This is a genomic window from Streptomyces sp. YIM 121038 (assembly GCF_006088715.1).
GTDB lineage: Bacteria > Actinomycetota > Actinomycetes > Streptomycetales > Streptomycetaceae > Streptomyces.
In genome coordinates this window covers 3,205,787-3,224,384 of the sequence record NZ_CP030771.1, presented here as the reverse complement: position 1 = coordinate 3,224,384, position 18,598 = coordinate 3,205,787, and the positions used below count along the sequence as shown (strand labels likewise).

The following is an 18,598-nucleotide window of genomic DNA, read 5'->3' as shown; positions in this document are numbered from 1 at the left end:
GTGACAATTTCAGGCCTTCTTAGATCTGACGTCTCATCACTTCGTGCTGGATTGCAGGGTGCTTCGTGAGATATCGGAATGTGGACCTTCCGCATCCGGATTTCCACCGTGCCCGTTCGAGCCATCCGGGCCGTTCGGGCCGTGGGGGTCGTCCGCCCCGTTCGCGCCCGCGTCGCGGCCCCGCAGGACCAGCGCGCCGCCGAACAGCGCGAGCGCCCCGCCCAGGACCACGCAGAGCAGCGGCAGGGTCTCGCCGACCAGCTTCAGGCGCGAGCCGTCGTCCTTGGCGAGGTCCACCTGGGCCCGCTGCGTCTTCTCGTTGAACGCGATGCGCCGGCTGTCCAGGAGCACCGTGCGGTCCGTCTTGCCGCCGGGCGCGCGCAGCGTCTTGCGCGGGCCGATGGCCGCGTAGATGATCCGGCCGGTGCGCTTGTCGGCGACCAGGTCGATCTTGTGGTTCGCGTACCACTCCTCGGCCATGACCTGGCCGCGCTTCGGCAGCCCGACCAGGCGCCCCGGCACCTGCCGGGTACCGGTCTTCGTGGCCTTCACCTCGCCGGTGAAGCGGTAGCCCTCGTGCCCCTGGATCTTCTTCGGTCCCTGGTACGCCAGCGGGACGGTGTCACCGAGGGTGCCGTCCCACCACAGGTAGGCGCGCTTCTGCACGTCGAACGGGAACTTCAGGTACGCCTCGCCCTCGAAGTACGGCTTCTCGCCGCAGCAGTGCACGGGCTTGTTGGTCTTGCGGTCGGTGACCCAGCGCTCCAGCGACCACTGGAGCGAGTCGTGCGGGTCGGCGGCGGGCAGCGTCTTGTCCGGGTCGATGGACGTGGACACGTCCCAGATCGCCCGGCCCGACTTCTCGCTGTCGGCGACGTCGCCGCGCACCTGCCGGGTGATGGTGAGGTGCTGGTCCTCCACGGTCTTGATCTTCTCGGTATCGAAATAGCTGCCCGTCCCTTCGAAGACGGTGATCTGGTCTACGTCGATCGGCGTGCGTTTCGCCCGCGGCTCGACGTACCAGGCCAGCATCGGGGCCAGGACCAGCAGAAAGGCGCCGAGACCGAGCAGGACCAGGGACAAGGGCGAGGCTGTACGGCGCGTCATCCGGCGCTCCTGCCGTGAGGTGAACAGGGGGACGGTCGAACACAGAGCTGTGGAGCACGAAAACGGTGGATCACGGGTCGGTCGCACACTGGTCGGCCGCTCAACTGTGAGGCATTACCGATGAGTTGCGCAGGTGCTTCGGATCTGTTGCCGATGAGTTGCCCGAATCGCTGCGCCGCTGTCACCACGGTGTTACTGACCCGTATGAGCCGCGAACGCTAGGCGGACCCTTGACGCAGTGTCAATGGTTGTCGACACTGGGCACCTGCCGGGCGGGGCCGGCGACGGGCCGGTTATCGACTCTGTGTGACCGGACAGCTCGGGATCAGGGTGGGGTACGACCTCCAGCAGAGAGGCTGACCCTCGTATGCACAGACTGCTCGCCGCGGCACTGACCGCTGCCGTCGCCGCGGCCCTCGCCGTGGGCGCCGGCTTCGGCATCGTCGCGCTCCTGAACGCCACGCCCGACCAGCCCAACCGGCCGCTCGTGCACTACGAGTCACCCGACCGCGACCAGCGGGACCAGTGATCCGGCCATGTCCGCCGCCCCCGACATCTCCGAGAGCGAGCGCCCGACCATGACTCGCTCTGCCTGGCGCGATGTGCCGCCCCTCCAGGTCAGACGCTTCGCCGCGCTGGCCCTCGAAGAGGTGCCCGTGCTCGCCCAGGACATCCTGCGGGAGATCCGTGCCGAGTATCCGGGCCTGCCCGTCGTCCTCGACGACTCCGGCGAGCCCATGGCGCTCGTCGGCATCAGGCGCGCCCTCGAAGGCTTCGTCCAGCAGCTCGCCGCCGCCGACCGGCCGCGCTACCACCCCGAGGTCTTCCAGGAGTTCGGCCGCGGCGAGGGCCTCGAAGGCCGCAGCCTCGACTCGCTCCAGGCGATCTACCGCCTCGGCGTCCGGCTCGCCTGGCGCCGCCTCGCCGAGATCGGCCAGCAGACCGAGATACCGCCTCCGGCCATGTACGAACTCGCCGAGTCCGGCTTCGAGTACCTGGACGGCCTGGTCGACCAGTCGGTGCGCGGCTACGCCGAGGCCGCGGCCCGCCAGGCCGGGGAGCGGCTGCGGCTGCAACGCAAGCTGATGGAATCCCTGCTCGCCGAGCGCCGCCCCGAGCCACAGCCGCAGCCGCACTCCGTGCTCGGCGCCGAGGGCGGCCTCGACGAGCGGGCCGCGCGGGTCGGCTGGCCGCTGCCCGAGCGCGTCGCCGTCGGCGTGCTGCTCCGCCCGGCGCGCGAGGCGGTCGCCCCGGCCGTCGGCGAGGGCGTGCTGCTCGACATGGAGGCCGAGCAGCCCCGCATGGTCGTGCCCGACCCGGACGCCGCGGGCCGCCCCGAACTCCTGCGCCGCGCCATGACCGGCTGGTCGGGCGCCATCGGACCGCCCGTGCCGCTCGCCGACGCCGCGAAGTCGCTGCGCTGGGCCCAGGCGGCGATCGGCCTGATGCAGCGCGGACTGCTGCCCGCGGGCGAGGTGCTGCACTGCACCGAGCACACCGAGGCCCTGGTCCTGCTCCAGCCCGAGGAGCTCATCGAGGACCTCACCCGGCGCTGTCTCGCTCCCCTCGAACACTGCGGGCCCGCCCACGGCCGCCGCCTCGCGCAGACGCTGCTCGCCTGGCTGGAGACCCGCGGCGGCGCCCCCGAAGTCGCCGCCCGCCTTGGTGTGCACCCGCAAACCGTGCGCTATCGCCTACGGCAGATCCGGGAGCTGTGGGGCGACGAGATCGACGACCCGGACCGCCGCTTCGAGCTGGAGCTGGTCCTGCGGGCCCGGCGGCTGCGGGGCGAACTGGGGCGGCCCTGACGCGCCGGGTGTACACCGTTCCCGGATGGTTCAGTTCCGCACACAACCTTCACAGCTTCGGCTTCCTCCCGGCCCGCGCGGGACCTAGCCTCCATGCCTCATGGGCCCCACGGATTACTGCCACGCGTGCCACCGGCACCTCAACGGCGCCTTCGCCTGCCCCGGCTGCGGCACCCCGGCCGAGGCGTGCCGCGCGCACGCGCCGTACGAGACGTACGAGCCGCACGAGGCCGACGGCGCGAGCGAGGAGTACGAGGCGGGCGATGAGCAGTCCCCGGAGCCGGGGCGCCGGGCCGGCCGCACCCGCAGGGCCGCCCAGCACCGCCGCAGGCGCCGCCGGCTGCTGCTTGCCACCGCGGGCCTCGCGCTCGCCGCGGGCGGCCTGAGCTTCGCCGAACTCGGCACGGAGTCGCGCTCCGAACGTCCGGAGAAGGCGTCGTCGGCGGAGGACGAGCCGCGCCACGACACCGCCGAACACCCCGACGCCACGGTGGACAAGGCCGAGGCCGACACCTCCGCCGAGCCGGTGTCGTCCTCGGCGTCCCCGACGCGGGACGCGGCCACGGGCACCCCAGAGGAGAAGGAGCGGGAGGGGACGGCGAGGGTGCCGCGGAACGAGACCGCCCCGGACGGGACGTCCTCGTCTGCGCGCGGCCCGTCCGCGTCCGACGCCCGCCCCGAGCCCACCTCGAACACCCCCACCACGGCCCCGGCCTCCAGGCCCACGGCGACCAGGCCCCCGACGAACAAGCCGCGCCCGACCCCGACCCCGACGGAATCCTGCGACCGCTTCCTGTGGTGGTGCACCTAGGCGGCCAGGGGGGAGAGCCCCGAAGGGGCGCGGGGAACTGCGCGACAAGCCACAAGCGGCCTGCGGACGAAAAGGAACAAGGGCGAGGGCGAGGGCGCCTAGCCCTCGCCCAGCATCCGGCGCAGCAGCCCGCGAAGGGACTCGCGCTCGCCCCGGGAGAGCTGGGCCAGCGGCTCGCGCGCGAAGTCGAGGGACTCGCGCAGGCTCCGCGCGGTCCGCACCCCCTCCTCGGTCGGCGCCGCCAGCTTCACCCGGCGGTCGGCCGGGTCGGGGCGCCGCTCGACGAGGCCCCGGGCCTCCAGGCGGTCGACGATTCCGGTCACGTTCGACGGCTCGCACTTCAGCTTCTGGGCGATGCGCCGCATCGGCATCGGCTCCAGGGAGAGCAGCCCGAGGACGCGCGCCTGTGCCCCGGTCAGGGCGTGCTTGCCCGCCGCCACCTCGTACTCCTCGTGATAGCGCGCCACGACCGTGCCGATCAGCTCGACGACCTCGAGTGTCAGCGGGTCGATCCGGGGGGCGGGGGAGTCGTTGGTGACCATGTCTCACAGCGTACCCATTTACTTGACAATCTAAAATATCGAAGCGCATGCTTATTTCAGAACCTGAAGTATTAGGCCCCGAAGCCCTCGCACCCCGACGGCACCCGGGGCCTGACGTCCGAGGAAGTCTGAGGAGGACGCCCCCATGTCCGTCACCCCCGAGCAGCTCCCCGCCACCGGCCGCGCCTGGCACCTCGTGCGGCGCCCGCACGGCTGGCCGGTCCCGGAGGACTTCGCGCTGCGGGAGGTCCCCGTCGAGGCCCCGGTGGAAGGCCGCGTCCTGGTCCGGAACCTGCACTTCTCCGTGGATCCGTACATGCGCGGCCGGATGAACGACGTGAAGTCGTACATCCCGCCGTTCCAGCTCGACCAGCCCATGGACGGCGGTGCGGTCGGCGTGGTCGTGGCCTCGAACGCGGACGGCTTCGCGGTGGGCGAGCACGTGCTGCACTTCTCGGGCTGGCGGGAGTACGCCTCGGTGCCCGTGCGGTACGCGACGAAGGTGGACCCGGAGGCCGCCCCGCTCTCGGCGTACCTGGGCGTGCTCGGCATGACGGGCCTGACGGCGTACGCGGGCCTGCTCGACGTGGCCTCCTTCAAGGAGGGCGACACCGTCTTCGTCTCCGGCGCCGCGGGCGCGGTCGGCAGCCAGGTCGGCCAGATCGCCCGGCTCAAGGGCGCCGCGCGCGTCGTCGGCTCGGCGGGCTCGGACGACAAGGTCAAGCTCCTGGTCGAGGAGTACGGCTTCCACGCGGCCTTCAACTACAAGGACGAGAAGCCCGTCGTCGACCAGCTCAAGGAGGCGGCCCCCGACGGCGTCGACGTCTACTTCGACAACGTGGGCGGCGAGCACCTGGAGGCCGCCATCAGCCGGATGAACGTGGGCGGTCGCGCCACCATCTGCGGCATGATCGCGGGCTACAACGACACCGAGCCGACCCCGGGCCCGCGCAACATGGCCATGATCATCGGTAAGCGCCTGCGGCTCCAGGGCATGCTCGTGGGCGACCACGAGAACCTCCAGCCGCAGTTCGTGCGCGAGGTCGGGGCCTGGGTCCGCTCCGGCGAGCTGAAGTACGCCGAGACGTTCGCGCACGGCATCGACAGCGGCGTGGACGCCTTCCTCGGCATGCTGCGCGGTGAGAACACCGGCAAGATGATCGTCTCTCTCGCCGGCTGAGAACTTCCGCCACTCGGTAAGGTAATTCCAATCGCCGGGCCGGCGGGCGCGCGGAACGGCACACACCAGGAGGATTCGACACCCATGTCCATCCAGAACATCGACGTCAAGTACACCGCCGTGGCCACCGCGGAGAACGGCCGCGACGGGCGGGTCGCCTCCGACGACGGCAAGCTCGACGTCGTCGTGAACCCGCCGAAGGAGCTGGGCGGCAGCGGCGCGGGCACCAACCCCGAGCAGCTCTTCGCCGCCGGTTACAGCGCCTGCTTCCAGGGTGCGCTCGGCGTCGTCGCCCGCCGCGAGAAGGCCGACATCTCCGGCTCCACGGTCACCGCCAAGGTCGGCATCGGCCAGACCGAGTCCGGCGGCTTCGGCCTGGAGGTCGAGCTCGTGACCTCCATCCCGAACGTGGACGAGGCCACCGCCAAGTCCCTGGTCGAGCAGGCCCACCAGGTGTGCCCGTACTCGAACGCGACGCGCGGCAACATCAAGGTCGAGCTCAAGCTCGCCTGACCTGGCGGGGCGCCTTGAGCAGCGTTGGCTCGCGCTGACGCGCTTGCTTCCCCCGCCCACCCGCCCCCCTGCCGAAGGGGGGCGGGTGGGCGGGGCTTTTCAGCCCCTCCGGCGTTTGAGGAGCGGGGGTCTGGGGGCGGAGCCCCCAGGATCGGGAAGGGGCGGGCCCGGGGCGCCCCGCGAGGGCTAGCGCGCAGCGAACAGCGCCCGCCCCACCTGCGAGTACAGCCCCTTCGGGTGCGCCCGGAACAGGGGCTCCGTGCCGAACAGGGTCACCCGGGAGCCCCCGGCGGCACCGGAGACGACGGCGGCCTGCCCGGCCGCGTCCGAGGGCCCGCCCCGCCCGCCGTCCGCCGCACGCCAGTGCCCGGACACCAGCGGATTCCCCGAGCCGTACGACTCCTCGACCCGCACCCCGTCCCCGAGCCCCGTGAACCACACCGGGGCGTAGACGAAGCTGAACCCGGCCGCCCCGCGGGCCTCGCGCACGCGCACCACGCCGTTGGCGTCGCCGTTGCCCTCGACGGCGGTGACGGGCAGCAGCCCCGCCGCGGAGTTCAGCGCGGCGCCCTCGGCCCCGCGCCCCACCAGGCCGCCCCCGCGCGCGAAGAACGCGTCGAGCCGGGCCTTCGCCTCGCCGTTCAGCTTCGCGCGGTCCAGGCCCGCCGACACGAACAGCACGTCCGTCCGGCCCCAGTCGAAACCGGCGTTGAGGGCGTTCGTCGACACGGGCGCCACGTCGAAGCCCATCTCCCGCAGCGCGAACAGCTCGCCCGGCGTCACCGCGGCCGCGACCCGTGTGCGCCGCAGCACCTCGCCGCCGCGCGCCCGGGTCGCGTGGAAGGCGACGTCGTACTCGGCGGCGGCCTCCCGCGCGAGCCGCCGCGCGGACCCGGGCACGATCGCGCCGCCGTCCCCGGCGTCGCGCACCGCGACCCCGTCCCCGAGCAGCGAGTTGAGGGCCGCGATCTCGCGCGGGTCGTCGAGCGGCAGCCGCAGGTCACCGCGCGGGGCGACGTACGCGACCCGGGTGGCGGCGGGCACGCGCCGGGCGGGCACCCGCGCCGGGTCGCCCTTGCCCACCGACCGCACGGACGCGCCCCACAGCCGCCCGAGGCTCCAGCCCGAGATGTCGTACATGGTCGACACCTTGGCGCTGATGTCACGGCCGTCGGCCAGGATCACGTTCGCGAGGCCCCGCTTGGGCTGGCGCATGTCGACGAGGTACGAGCCCTTCGCGTACGCGCGCCCGCCGAGCCGGAAGCCCTCGGTGGCGCGCCGCACGCGCACGTCGTTGGCGAGCAGGTGGTCCACGAGCCGGGACGCGGCCGCCGCCGAGCGCTGGTCACGGCCGCCCGCCGGAATCACGTACGCGCGCGGGAACGTCGTCGTGTAGACGTCCTCCGGGCCGATGCCGGGGACCCCGGGCACCGTCTCCTCCGACACCGGCACCTGCCGCGCGCCCGCCGCGCCGCGCCGGAACACCTCGATCTGGTCCGCGATCAGCGACCGCCCCCTGCGGTCGGCGAAGCCGATGCTCGCCTTCATGGCCGCGCCCGCGATGTCCACGTTGATGGCGGCCCGGCGGCGCAGCTCGGCGACCGGCTGGGAGTCGTACTCCTCGTTGTTGACCTGCATCGGGAACTCGATGGTGTGCGCCGCGACCGCCCCGTGGAAGGGCATGTACTGCGGCGTGAAGATGGGCGGCCAGTCGTCCCAGCCCTCCTTCTGGTCCCGGAAGGGGATGACCGCCGGCCGCACGCCGTCCTTCGCCTCGGTGTAGCCGAGGCCGTTGACGGCCTTCTCCATGCCGAGGGCGTTGGCGTAGCTGTTCTTCAGGAACAGGTCGTACTCGTAGTTCTCGCCGTGCGGCGGCGTGGTCGGCTCGATCAGCGTGCCGTTGACGTAGCCGTGCAGGTCGATCATCACGGCGGGCTGCTTGGTGACGGCGATGCGCCGCACCGCGCGCGCCTCGGGCTGCGACGCGGTGATGAAGTCGCGGTTCAGGTCGAAGCCGCCCGCGTTCTGCCGGGTGCCCGCGATCCGGCCGTCGGGGTTCATGGTGACGTTGAAGTACAGGCGGTTGCGGGTCAGGAGCTTGCGCGTCCCCGCGTCCTTCGCCCCGGCCAGCTTCCTGATCAGCTTGAGGGCCGCGTCCGTGCCCTCCCACTCGTTGCCGTGGATGTTGTTGTTGACGAACACGGGCGTCTTGTACGCGGACTTGATCGCCTTGTCCCTGGCGGCCGCGGCGGGCGCCTCGCTGATGAGGCGGCGCATCCGCTCCTGCCGGGCGGCCTCGCGCGCCGACTCGGGCGCGGTCACCGTCACCAGGTACAGCTCGTGGCCGCCCGCCGAACGCCCGGCGATCTCCACGCTGACCCGGTCGCCGATCCGCTGGATCTCGTTCAGCTCGGGCGCGATGGCGTGGTACGGGGTCAGGCCCAGCTTGATGGACTTGTCGGCCGGGTTCGGCGGCTCCGGGTCAAGGCTGCGCTCGCGCGGATAGCCGCGGACCCGGCCGGTGCCGAGCGGCACGTCGGCGCCGTCGAGCGCCCGCGCGGCCGCGGACTCGGGCGCCCGCGCCGCCTCGTCGGGCGAGTCGAGCGGCGTCCCGTCGCGGACGACCGGGCGCGGCGCGGGCCGGGGATCGGCGCTGGCACCGCCCGGCGCGAGCACGGTGAACAGCAGCGTGCCCGCGGCGGCCGAGGCGGTGAGCAGAACCGGTCTGGATGGCCGGGATGTCCCCATCCGTACCTCCCTTGGAAGATCCTGAGAGACCCTGAGAGATCAGGTAGGGGAGGTCTACAGGGTGAACTCCGCCGCAACAAGAGGGTTTTCATCCACCGGATAAGGTGTGCCGCATGCGTGATCTAGGTCAGGGCTTCGGCTATCTGGTGCAGGGGCAGCGCTGGGTCGCCCAGCACCGCAAGCAGTACGGCTGGGGGCTGCTGCCGGGCCTCATCACCCTCGTGCTGTACGCGGCCGCGCTCGTCGCGCTCGCGCTGTGGGGCTCCGACCTGGTGTCCTGGGCGACGCCGTTCGCCGACGGCTGGGGCGACCCGTGGCAGGGCGCGTTCCGCGGCTTCCTCACCGCCCTGCTCTTCGCCCTCGCCCTGCTCCTGTCCGTGGTGAGCTTCACCGCCGTGACCCTCCTCATCGGGGAGCCGTTCTACGAGTCCCTGTCGGAGCAGGTCGACGTCTCCGTGGCGGGCTTCGCCCCCGAGTCGGGCCTGCCGCTCTGGCGCGACCTGTGGATCTCCGCCCGCGACAGCCTGCGGATCGTGGTGCGGGCCCTGCTGTGGAGCGTCCTGCTCTTCGGGCTCGGCTTCCTCCCCGTCGTGGGCCAGACGGTCATCCCCGTCCTCGGCTTCCTCGTCACCGGCTTCTTCCTCGCGGAGGAGCTGACGGCGGTCGCCCTCCAGCGCCGGGGCGTGCAGCTCCGCGAGCGGCTCGCCCTGCTGCGTGCCCGCAAGACCCTCGCCTGGGGCTTCGGCGCGCCCCTCGCGGTGGCTTTCCTGGTCCCGTTCGTCGCCGTGTTCCTGATGCCGGGCGCGGTCGCGGGCGCGACCCTGATGGCCCGCGACCTGCTCGGCGAGGACGGCGCCGCCACCGACGATGACGACGCCGCCCCCGCCGACCCGGCCGTACCTCCACCGGGTTTCAGCCCCTCCGGCGTTTGAGGGCCCCTAGCCGCGGGCCCCGGACTCCACCGCCGCCACCACGATCCGCCGCGTCTGCCCGACGATGTCCGCCCGGTTGCGCAGGAACTCGGGGTCGGTGACCGCCCCGGTCGCCGGGTCGGTGTTCCCCGCCCCGAACTGAAGCACCGGCGTGTGCACATGGCCGCCCGGCAGCCGGTCGTGCAGGCCGAGCCGGTCGCGCAGCAGCGTCACCCGGTAGGCGATCTCGTTCGACAGGTAGTCACCGCCGCCGCCCTGGCGCGCGGCCGACCCGGGCGTCGGCCCGTCGGGCCGGTTCACGGGCGTGCTGCCGCCCGCGGGGATCTCGGTGACGGCCGTGTTGTCGTAGACGGGGAAGCGCCCGGTGGAGGCGGCGACGATGTCCTTGTACGGCAGCGTCGTCGTGGTCCACTGCGGCTGCGACGCGGGGTCGGAGACCGGCACGGTGCCGGTGCTCGACAGGTTCTCGTTGTCGCCGAAGCCGCCGCGCCACGCGCCGTTGGTCCGCTCGACGTCGAACTTGCCGACCCGCCCCTGGCTGACGGTCGTGAACAGGTCCACGCGCGGCAGCTGCCGCCGCAGCGCCCGCTCCACCGCGCCCTCCGCGAAGTCCGTCCAGCGCACCGGGAACGTGACCGTCTCGATCCGGACGGGGCCCGCGGCCGTCCGTACGACCGTGCCGTCGAGGGCGAGTGCCGTCGCGCCGGACGGATTGCTGATCCGGACGTCCCGGTCCAGCGTGAAGGGGTCGAAGCCGGTCAGGAGCACCCGCTTCATCCGCTTGCCGTGCCCGTGGGGGTACGTCACCGCGTCCTGGCCCCGGGACGACACCTCCAGCTTCCGCAGCAGCCGCGCACGCTGCTCCGCGCCGAGTCCGAGGCCTTCCGGCTCCCACGCCCGCAGCTCCCGCGTCATCCCCAGCCGCGCCCAGTACAACGGCCGGTCGTCGTCCCGGCTCAGGTCCCCGCCCTCCGGACCGCGGCCCTGCACCCGGTCCACGGCGCGCTTCCACAGCGCCTGCCCGTGGCGTACGACGATCCGCTCGGCCTGCCCGTAGGAGTGCGCGCGGTCCAGGGCCCGCGCGAAGGCGGGCGCCACGGCGCCGAAGCCGCTGCGGCGCAGGATCTCCTGGGGCACCGCGCGCTCCAGGCGCTGCTCCTCGACGGTGGGCGCGGCCCCGCGCGGGGCCGGGGCGTCGGCCAGGGCGGGTGCGGCCGAGGTCCCGAGCAACAGCGCGGCGCCGAGGGCCCCGAGCCGGAGCCCGACTATGTGAGACGAAGCCACGAGAGTCCTTCCGTTGCAGGTGAGGTGGCCGCAGTATCGCGGGGCGGGGGAGCCGCGCGCTACGGGTACGGGATCTTTGCCGGGCGGCGCGGCCCGCGAGACCCGAGCGGCCCGAGTGGCCCGAGCCATCCGCGAGGCCCGAGCGGCCGGCGAGACCCGAGCCGCCCGCGAGGCCCAGCGGCCCGCACCGGCCGCACGGCCCGCCGGTGTCCGCCCCAGGGCCCGGTCCGCCTCCCCCGCGCGGCGGAGGCGGACCACCGCGGGAGCCGATGTCCCGGCCGGGGCCGCGCACCAGCATGGAACGCATGCTGAGAGTCACCTCCCTGCCCGGCGTACCCCGCCGGGTCGCGCTCGCCGCGCACGCCGTGCCGTGGGTCGTCCTGCCGTCCAGCCTGTGGCGCGTCGCCCTCGTCCTGGGCCTGCCCGTGTCCGACTACCGGCCGGGGCCCGGCGAATCGCTGTACGTCCTCGCGCTCAGCGCCGTCTCGGAGGGCCTGGCCCTGCTGACCCTCGGCCTGGTCAGGCCGTGGGGCGAGGTCGTGCCCCGCTGGCTGCCGCTGCTCGGCGGCCGCCCGGTGCGCCCGCTCGCCGCCGTGGTCCCGGCCGCCCTCGGCTCCGTGGCGCTCGCCGTGATCTGGGCCGTCGCCTTCTGGAGCGTGGGCACCGGCATGGACTCGGGCATCGGCCCCGGCGGCATGGGATCGCCCGCGCAGGACGCGTTCCTGGTGCTCTGCTACGCCCCGCTGCTGCTGTGGGCCCCGCTGCTCATGGCGGTGACGGCGGCCTACTACCGCCGCCGCACGGCACGCCCCTCAGCCGGTGAGCAGCCGCCCGGACTCCCGCAGGGCGGCCAGGAACGGCTCCACGCTGGGCGCGCGTGAGCGCCCCCGCGCCGTCGCCGCGTACACCGCGCGGGCGGGCGTGCCCTCGTCGTGGACGGGGACGAGCACGACGTCCTGCCGTACGCCCTGGGCCGCGAGCGCCGGGATCAGCGTGACGCCGAGCCCGGCGGCGACGTACCCCTGCTTGGCGGTCCACTCGGCGACGACGTGGGCGACGCGCGGCCGGAAGCCGTGCCGCAGGGCGGCGTCGAGCAGCGTCCCCGCGGGCTCCGCGCTGCCGGAGATCCAGTCCTCCCCGGCGAGCCGGGCGAGCCCCAAGGAGGCCTCGCCCGCCAGGGGGTGGGCGGCGGGCAGGGCCACGTACAGCGGCTCGTCCAGGAGGTGGTGCAGCTCGAACGCCTCCTCCGGGAGCGGGCCGCCCGTCGTCGAGACCACGGCCAGGTCGAGCTCGCCGTCCGTGAGGCGGGTCAGCAGCGGCCCCGTGAAGCCTTCCTCGCGCGTGAGGGTCACCCCGGGGTGCCGGGCCCGGAACGCGGCGATGGCGCGCGGCACCAGGGCCACGTCCGCCGTCGCGAAGGCCCCGAACCGCAGCAGACCGCGCGCGGCGCCCTCCAGGTCCGTCAACTCCTGCCGCAGCCGCGACAGTTGGCCGGTGACGGCCCGCGCGTGCGGCAGCACGGCCCGCCCGTGCGCGGTGAGCCGCACGCCGCGCGGCAGCCGGTCGAAGAGCGGGGCCCCGCCGAGCGCGGCCTCCAGGGACGCGATCTGGCGGGACACGGCGGACTGCGTCAGGGACAGCCGCCGCGCCGCCACCGTGAACGAGCCCTCCCCGGCCACCTCCAGGAAGGCCCGCAGCCAGTAGGTGGAGAGATCGGCGGCGCCCGGGCCCGGCCCGTCCGCTCCGCCATGCGTACTCTGCATGCCTGCCATGCTAGACATTCGCTTGTCGCATCACGTGCCCGGCCCTAGCGTCTTCCCCATGAAGCAGCGCACACAGCAGCCGGAACGCATCGCCTTCCTCGGCCTCGGCCACATGGGCACGCCCATGGCCCGTCAACTGCTCGCCGCCGGGCACCCGTTGACCGTCTGGAACCGCACCGCCGCGAAGGCGGAGCCGCTCGTCGCCGAGGGCGCCCGCCTCGCGCCCTCGCCCGCCGACGCCGTGCGGGACGCCGACGTCGTGATCACGATGCTCGCGGGCCCCGACGCCGTGCGGTCCGTCGCCGACGCGATCCTTCCCGCGGTCCGCGAGGGCGCGTACTGGGTGGAGATGTCGACCGTCGGGCCCGACGTCGTCAAGGAGCTGGGGGAGCGGGCCGCGGGCCGCGTCACGCTCGTCGACGCGCCCGTCGCGGGCAGCACGGACAAGGCCGCGGCGGGACAGCTGGGCATCCTCGCGGGCGGCGACGCCGACGGGGTCGCGCACGTGCTCGCCCGGCTCGGGACCGTGACCCGCACCGGCCCCGCCGGGTCCGGCGCCGCGCTCAAGCTCGTCGTCAACACGGCGCTGCTCGGCGGTGTCGCCCTGGTCGCCGAGGTCCTCGCCCTCGCCGACGCGCTCGGCCTCGACCAGGACACGGCGCGCACCGCCCTCGCCGGCGGACCGCTCGGCGGCGCCGTGAACCGCGCCTTCGCCCAGGACGTGCACTTCGGCGCCGACCTCGCCGCGAAGGACACCGCGCTGGCCGCGCGGGCCGTCCGCCTCCCCGTCACGGCGGCCGCCGCGGCCCACTTCGCGGCCGCGGCCGCCGACCCCGACACCGTCCACCAGGACATCTCCCACACCGTGTCCCGCATCCGGGGCCACGCCGCCCGCACCGACTGAGACCGGAGCCCGCCCCCATGTACGCCACCCTGGCCAACCCCGCCGACGCGCCCCGGCCCCTCGGCCCCTACTCCCAGGTCGCCCGCGTCCCGCTCGCCGACGGCCACGCCCTCCTGCACGTCTCCGGCCAGATCGCCGAGGGCGACGGCATAGCCGAGCAGAGCCGCGGCGTCTTCGAGACCCTCACCGCCCTCCTCGCCGCCTACGGCGCCACCCTCGACGACATCATCAACATCCGGACGTACCTGACCGACATGGACGACCTGCCCGGCTACGCGGCCGTGCGCCGTTCCTGCCTCACCGGTACGCCGCCCACCAGCACGACGGTGCAGGTGGCCCGCCTCTTCCGGCCGGAGGCGCGGATCGAGGTGGAGGTGGTGGCGGTGACCCCGTAGGGACCCGGGACGGCCGCGCGGGCGGCCTTCCGCCGACCGGTCAGGGGCGGCGGGAGGTGATGCTGCGGTAGGCCATCTCGGCGAGCCGCGCCTGGCCGCTCTTGCTGGGGTGGAACCAGTCCCAGTGGCTCAGGTGGTCCTCGCCGAAGCGGAAGCCGAACACCGCCCCGCCGTCGTACCGGCACCGCAGGTCCTTCGCGCAGACCTCCTTGAGCACGGTGTTGTACGCCACGACCCGCTCCTGCACGGACTCCCTGCGCTGCGTGGCGGCCCGGTCCGTGGCGTCCGCGTCCTGGAGCATCGACTTGCAGATGCCGAGCTTCCACACCTGCTTGCCGAGCAGGTTCTCGCGGCCCTCGGACCACAGCCGCTTGAGGTCCGGCACGCTCGCCACGTACACCTGCGCCTTGGGCCGGGTGGTGCGCAGCGCCGCCATCGCGTCCTCGAAGTCCGCCCGGAACTCGGCGACCGGCGTCATCTCGGCGACGGAGGACCGGCAGGCGTCGTTGGCCCCCGCCATCACGGTCACGAGCTCGGGCCGCCGGGCGGCCGCCTGCTCCATCTGCCCGGGCAGATCGGCCATGCGGGCACCGGTCTTGGCGTAGTTCCAACTGTGCGTGGCGGCGCGCCGCTTGCCGAGCAGCCGCTGCGCGAGGCTGCGCACCTCGCCGTCGCTGCCGGTCGCCCAGGACGCCTCGGGGCAGTCGGAGAGCACCGAGCAGGCGTCGAAGCCGCGGGTGATGGAGTCGCCGACGGCGGCCAGGGAACGGGGGCTCTCGTCCCACACGGGCACGGCCTTGCGGCCCGCTCTGTCCTGCGCGGAGGGGCCGTTCGGCGCCGCGTCGTCACCGCCCGACGCGTCACACGCGGTGAGCGTGGCGATGCCGGTCAGAGCCGCCGCCGCGACGGCGACGGCGGCCCGGGAGCGACGCCGTGAGTTCCGCATACTCGTCCCCTCTGTCCCGTAGTCGTCCAACGGGACGTCGTACGGGCCCTTCAGGTTGCGTGCCACCGCATGGTGAGATGTCCCGGCGACGGCCGACGGACACCCGGCCGGGGGGCAACGGGCCTCCCAGCGAGTGAAACATCCGTGTTGCCCGGCATGCGGACCGACGGTACGTCACAATCCTTGCCTCACATCACGGTAGCCTCGCCACCCAGTGGCAACCGATTTTTTTCGGTTCCGCTAAATTACATCACGTCACATCTGTCCCGTTTTCAGTCTTTCCTTGTCTTTCCTCGGATTCGAGGAACAGCTGGAATACCGCTCGGCACGGGCTCGGGGCCGCCGGGAACGGCGGGTCCCGCCCACACTGGAGGTCCCGGTGACGACACGTGGAGTTCTGTACGTGCACTCCGCACCGCGCGCGCTGTGCCCGCACGTCGAGTGGGCGGTCGCCGGGGTGCTCGGCGCCCGCGTCAGCCTCGACTGGATCAGGCAGCCCGCGGCGCCCGGTACGTGGAGATCCGAGTTCTCCTGGCGCGGCGCCGCGGGGACCGCCTCCAAACTGGCCTCCGCGCTGCGCGGCTGGCAGCTGCTGCGCTTCGAGGTCACCGCGGAGCCGTCCGCCACGGCCGAGGGCGAGCGCTACAGCGCCACGCCCGAGCTCGGCATCTTCCACGCCGTCACCGGCATCCACGGCGACATCCTGATCCCCGAGGACCGCCTTCGCGCCGCCCTCGCCCGCTCCAAGGGCGGCGAGAGCGATCTGGAGGCCGAGGTCGCGGGGCTCCTCGGCAAGCCCTGGGACGACGAGCTGGAGCCGTTCCGCTACGCGGGCGAGGGCGCGCCGGTGCGCTGGCTGCACCAGGTCGTCTGACGCCCCGTCCGGGCGTGCGCACACGACGCGAAGGGCCCCCACCGAGCGGTGGGGGCCCTTCGCGTCGCTACCGGCTCGTCAGACCGTCCGGAAGGCGAGCACCACGTTGTGACCGCCGAAGCCGAACGAGTCGTTCAGGGCCGCGATCGTGCCCTCGGGCAGCGGACGGGCCTCGCCGCGGATGATGTCCGCGTCGACCTCGGGGTCGAGGTTCTCGATGTTGATCGTCGGCGGGGCCACGCGGTGCTTGAGCGCGAGGACCGTGGCCACGGTCTCCACGCCGCCCGCGCCACCGAGCAGATGGCCGGTCATCGACTTCGTCGACGCGATCGCCATGTGGTCCACGTCGTCGCCGAAGGCCTTGCGCAGCGCCTTGATCTCGCCGATGTCGCCCTGCGGCGTCGAGGTGGCGTGCGCGTTGATGTGCGCGATCTCGGACGGCTTGAGGTCGTTGTTCTCGACCAGGTGACGCAGCGCCTGCGCGATGCCGCTGCCCGAGGGCTCCGGCTGCGTGATGTGGTGCGCGTCGGCCGAGATGCCCTGGCCCACCGCCTCCACGTAGATCTTGGCGCCACGGGCCCTGGCGTGCTCCTCGGACTCGAGCACGACCACGCCCGCGCCCTCGCCGAGCACGAAGCCGTTGCGGTCGACGTCCCAGGGGCGGGATGCGCCCTGCGGGTCGTCGTTGTTCTTCGACATCGCCATCATGTTGCCGAACGCGACGATCGGCAGCGGGTGGACCGCCGCCTCCGTGCCGCCCGCGACGACGACGTCGGCGCGGCCGGTGCGGATCATCTCGATCGCGTAGCCGATGGCCTCCGCGCCCGAGGCACAGGCCGAGACCGGGGTGTGCACCCCGGCGCGGGCGCCGAGGGCGATGCCGACGTTCGCCGCGGGCGAGTTGGGCATCAGCATCGGCACGGTGTGCGGGGAGACACGGCGTACGCCCTTCTCCCGCAGCACGTCGTACTGGTCGAGCAGGGTGGTCACGCCGCCGATGCCGGAGGCGACGACCGCGCCGAGCCGGTCGGGGTCGACGCTCGCGTCCTCGCCCGCCTTGGCGGTGAAGCCCGCGTCCTTCCAGGCCTCCTGTGCCGCGATCAGCGCGAACTGCGCCGAGCGGTCCAGCTTGCGGGCCTGCGGACGCGGGAGGATCTCGCCCGGTTCGACGGCGATCTGGCCCGCGATGCGGACGGGCAGGTCCGCTGCCCAGTCCTGCTCCAGGAGGCTGACCCCGGAGCGCCCGGCGAGCAGGCCCTCCCAGGTCGAGGCTGCGTCGCCACCCAGCGGTGTGGTTGCGCCGATACCGGTGACGACCACGGTGCGATTGGTCGAGTTCACTGGATTTCTCTCTCCACGGTTGGTTCAGATGCGGATGCGGCGGCGCCACCGCCGGGTGGCGGGTGGCCAGAGCCTGCTGGCCGCCAGGATCAGGCCTGGTGCTCGAGGATGTACTTGGTGGCGTCGCCGACCGTCTTGAGGTTCTTGACGTCGTCGTCCGGGATCTTCACGTCGAAGCGCTCTTCGGCGGCGACGACGACCTCGACCATGGACAGCGAGTCGACGTCCAGGTCGTCCGTGAAGGACTTGTCCAGCTGTACGTCCTCGACCGGGATGCCGGCGATCTCGTTGACGATCTCCGCGAGACCGTCGACGATCTCCTTCTCAGTGGCGGCCATGAGGCGCTCCTTCTTGTGTATCCAGAGGGTGTGACGGCATCCGTGCGGATCCGAAGATCCGCAGCGGGTGCCTAGGGGAGGGTAACGACCGTGGCGGCGTACACGAGACCCGCCCCGAAGCCGATGACGAGAGCGGTGTCGCCGCTCTTCGCCTCGCCGGTCGCCAGAAGCCGCTCCATCGCGAGCGGAATCGAGGCTGCCGACGTGTTGCCGGTGGTCTCCACGTCACGGGCGACCGTGACGTGCTCCGGCAGTTTCAGAGTCTTCACCATCGAGTCGATGATCCGCATGTTGGCCTGGTGCGGGATGAAGACGTCCAGGTCGTCCGCGCTGATCCCGGCCGCGTCGAGCGCCTCCTTGGCGACCTTCGCCATCTCGAAGACGGCCCAGCGGAACACCGCCTGGCCTTCCTGCGTGATCGCGGGGAACTTGACCTCGCCGTCGGCGTCGACGGGCAGCTTGGTGACGTCGCCGATGCGGTACTCGTCCCAGGCCACGGTCTGCTTGATGGTCTCGGACTTGTCGCCTTCCGAGCCCCAGACCGTCGGGCCGATCGCGGGCTCCTTGGCGGGGCCGACGACGACCGCGCCGGCGCCGTCACCGAACAGGAAGGCCGTCTTGCGGTCCTCGAGGTCGGTCAGGTCGCTCAGCCGCTCCACGCCGATGACCAGGGCGTACTCCGCGGAGCCGTCGATGATCATGCCCTTGGCGAGGGTCAGGCCGTAGCCGAAGCCCGCGCAGCCCGCGGAGATGTCGAACGCGGCGGGCTTGCCGGTGCCGAGCCTGTCCGCGATCTCCGTGGCGATGGCCGGGGTCTGCTTGAAGTGCGAGACGGTGGAGACGATCACCGCGCCGATCTGCTCGGGCCGGATGCCCGCGTCCGCGATGGCCTTGCCCGCGGCCTCGACGGACATCGCGGCCACGGTCTCCTCGGGGGAGGCCCAGTGGCGCGTCGCGATGCCGGAGCGGGAGCGGATCCACTCGTCGGAGGAGTCGATCTTCTCCAGGATGACCTCGTTGGGCACCACCCGGACCGGGCGGTAGCCGCCGACTCCCATGATGCGCGCGTACGGGGCGCCCTGACTGGGCTTGATCTTCGTCATGCTCCAGGC

19 protein-coding genes are annotated in these 18,598 nt (G+C 73.0%); 10 read left to right on the top strand and 9 right to left on the bottom strand.

Annotated features, from left to right (window positions below; translation table 11 throughout):
• Nucleotides 1-36 precede the first annotated feature (36 nt).
• On the bottom strand, nucleotides 37-1,107 hold the full coding sequence (locus tag C9F11_RS13590; protein WP_138959541.1) for a DUF3068 domain-containing protein: 1,071 nt from the start codon (nucleotides 1,105-1,107) through the stop codon (nucleotides 37-39).
• 367 nt (nucleotides 1,108-1,474) lie between these two features.
• Between C9F11_RS13590 and C9F11_RS47365 the strand changes: the two genes are divergently transcribed.
• The 3 genes from C9F11_RS47365 to C9F11_RS13580 all read left to right on the top strand — a co-directional run bounded on the left by C9F11_RS47365 (nucleotide 1,475) and on the right by C9F11_RS13580 (nucleotide 3,726).
• The gene (locus C9F11_RS47365) at nucleotides 1,475-1,636 is read left to right on the top strand and encodes a hypothetical protein (protein WP_171075729.1); all 162 of its coding nucleotides are present in this window, start codon (nucleotides 1,475-1,477) and stop codon (nucleotides 1,634-1,636) included.
• A gap of 7 nt (nucleotides 1,637-1,643) precedes the next feature.
• Nucleotides 1,644-2,915, top strand: a complete 1,272-nt coding sequence (locus C9F11_RS13585) for a helix-turn-helix domain-containing protein (protein WP_138959540.1) — start codon at nucleotides 1,644-1,646, stop codon at nucleotides 2,913-2,915.
• 100 nt (nucleotides 2,916-3,015) lie between these two features.
• A complete protein-coding gene (locus tag C9F11_RS13580; protein WP_138959539.1) occupies nucleotides 3,016-3,726 on the top strand; it encodes a hypothetical protein in 711 nt (236 codons plus the stop codon).
• A 98-nt stretch (nucleotides 3,727-3,824) separates the two neighbouring features.
• On the opposite strand, the gene C9F11_RS13575 is transcribed toward C9F11_RS13580, so the two are convergent.
• Nucleotides 3,825-4,268: a MarR family transcriptional regulator gene (locus C9F11_RS13575; protein ID WP_138959538.1), complete on the bottom strand. Its 444-nt coding sequence runs from the start codon at nucleotides 4,266-4,268 to the stop codon at nucleotides 3,825-3,827.
• 145 nt (nucleotides 4,269-4,413) lie between these two features.
• On the opposite strand from C9F11_RS13575, the gene C9F11_RS13570 reads away from it, so the two are divergent.
• Both C9F11_RS13570 and C9F11_RS13565 read left to right on the top strand, forming a co-directional pair.
• The gene (locus tag C9F11_RS13570) at nucleotides 4,414-5,448 is read left to right on the top strand and encodes an NADP-dependent oxidoreductase (RefSeq protein ID WP_138959537.1); all 1,035 of its coding nucleotides are present in this window, start codon (nucleotides 4,414-4,416) and stop codon (nucleotides 5,446-5,448) included.
• An 84-nt stretch (nucleotides 5,449-5,532) separates the two neighbouring features.
• Complete coding sequence (locus C9F11_RS13565; protein WP_138959536.1) at nucleotides 5,533-5,961, top strand: organic hydroperoxide resistance protein; 429 nt, start codon at nucleotides 5,533-5,535, stop codon at nucleotides 5,959-5,961.
• Nucleotides 5,962-6,147: 186 nt separating this feature from the next.
• Here the strand turns inward: C9F11_RS13565 and C9F11_RS13560 are convergent, their stop codons facing one another.
• Nucleotides 6,148-8,709, bottom strand: a complete 2,562-nt coding sequence (locus C9F11_RS13560; RefSeq protein ID WP_138959535.1) for a M14 family zinc carboxypeptidase — start codon at nucleotides 8,707-8,709, stop codon at nucleotides 6,148-6,150.
• 113 nt (nucleotides 8,710-8,822) lie between these two features.
• On the opposite strand from C9F11_RS13560, the gene C9F11_RS13555 reads away from it, so the two are divergent.
• Complete coding sequence (locus C9F11_RS13555) at nucleotides 8,823-9,641, top strand: EI24 domain-containing protein (protein WP_138959534.1); 819 nt, start codon at nucleotides 8,823-8,825, stop codon at nucleotides 9,639-9,641.
• 6 nt (nucleotides 9,642-9,647) lie between these two features.
• Here C9F11_RS13555 and C9F11_RS13550 read toward each other — a convergent pair whose 3' ends face one another.
• Complete coding sequence (locus tag C9F11_RS13550) at nucleotides 9,648-10,874, bottom strand: pyroglutamyl peptidase (RefSeq protein ID WP_249402174.1); 1,227 nt, start codon at nucleotides 10,872-10,874, stop codon at nucleotides 9,648-9,650.
• Between the two features lie 356 nt (nucleotides 10,875-11,230).
• On the opposite strand from C9F11_RS13550, the gene C9F11_RS13545 reads away from it, so the two are divergent.
• Entirely contained in the window at nucleotides 11,231-11,806 is a 576-nt protein-coding gene (locus C9F11_RS13545) for a hypothetical protein (RefSeq protein ID WP_138959533.1), read from the top strand.
• Here C9F11_RS13545 and C9F11_RS13540 read toward each other — a convergent pair.
• Nucleotides 11,738-12,697 (bottom strand): LysR family transcriptional regulator, encoded by a 960-nt coding sequence (locus tag C9F11_RS13540; protein WP_249401716.1) that lies wholly within the window; start codon nucleotides 12,695-12,697, stop codon nucleotides 11,738-11,740. The two genes, C9F11_RS13545 and C9F11_RS13540, sit on opposite strands and share 69 nt — an antisense overlap.
• Before the next feature lie 49 nt (nucleotides 12,698-12,746).
• Between C9F11_RS13540 and C9F11_RS13535 the strand changes: the two genes are divergently transcribed.
• Together C9F11_RS13535 and C9F11_RS13530 are read left to right on the top strand one after the other, a co-directional pair.
• Nucleotides 12,747-13,592 carry an NAD(P)-dependent oxidoreductase gene (locus tag C9F11_RS13535; RefSeq protein ID WP_138959531.1) on the top strand — a complete coding sequence of 282 codons (846 nt, stop codon included), beginning with the start codon at nucleotides 12,747-12,749 and terminating at the stop codon, nucleotides 13,590-13,592.
• A gap of 17 nt (nucleotides 13,593-13,609) precedes the next feature.
• Nucleotides 13,610-13,987, top strand: coding sequence for a RidA family protein (locus C9F11_RS13530; RefSeq protein ID WP_138959530.1), 378 nt, complete (start codon nucleotides 13,610-13,612; stop codon nucleotides 13,985-13,987).
• A gap of 40 nt (nucleotides 13,988-14,027) precedes the next feature.
• On the opposite strand, the gene C9F11_RS13525 is transcribed toward C9F11_RS13530, so the two are convergent.
• Entirely contained in the window at nucleotides 14,028-14,933 is a 906-nt protein-coding gene (locus C9F11_RS13525) for an SGNH/GDSL hydrolase family protein (RefSeq protein WP_138959529.1), read from the bottom strand.
• Nucleotides 14,934-15,312: 379 nt separating this feature from the next.
• On the opposite strand from C9F11_RS13525, the gene C9F11_RS13520 reads away from it, so the two are divergent.
• A complete protein-coding gene (locus tag C9F11_RS13520) occupies nucleotides 15,313-15,807 on the top strand; it encodes a DUF3145 domain-containing protein (RefSeq protein WP_138959528.1) in 495 nt (164 codons plus the stop codon).
• 78 nt (nucleotides 15,808-15,885) lie between these two features.
• Here C9F11_RS13520 and fabF read toward each other — a convergent pair whose 3' ends face one another.
• The 3 genes from fabF to C9F11_RS13505 form a co-directional block, all read right to left on the bottom strand.
• Nucleotides 15,886-17,148 carry a beta-ketoacyl-ACP synthase II gene (fabF, locus tag C9F11_RS13515; RefSeq protein WP_138959527.1) on the bottom strand — a complete coding sequence of 421 codons (1,263 nt, stop codon included), beginning with the start codon at nucleotides 17,146-17,148 and terminating at the stop codon, nucleotides 15,886-15,888.
• An 89-nt stretch (nucleotides 17,149-17,237) separates the two neighbouring features.
• Nucleotides 17,238-17,486 (bottom strand): acyl carrier protein, encoded by a 249-nt coding sequence (locus C9F11_RS13510; RefSeq protein WP_030358543.1) that lies wholly within the window; start codon nucleotides 17,484-17,486, stop codon nucleotides 17,238-17,240.
• Between the two features lie 71 nt (nucleotides 17,487-17,557).
• Nucleotides 17,558-18,589 (bottom strand): ketoacyl-ACP synthase III, encoded by a 1,032-nt coding sequence (locus C9F11_RS13505; protein ID WP_138959526.1) that lies wholly within the window; start codon nucleotides 18,587-18,589, stop codon nucleotides 17,558-17,560.
• Nucleotides 18,590-18,598 lie beyond the last annotated feature (9 nt).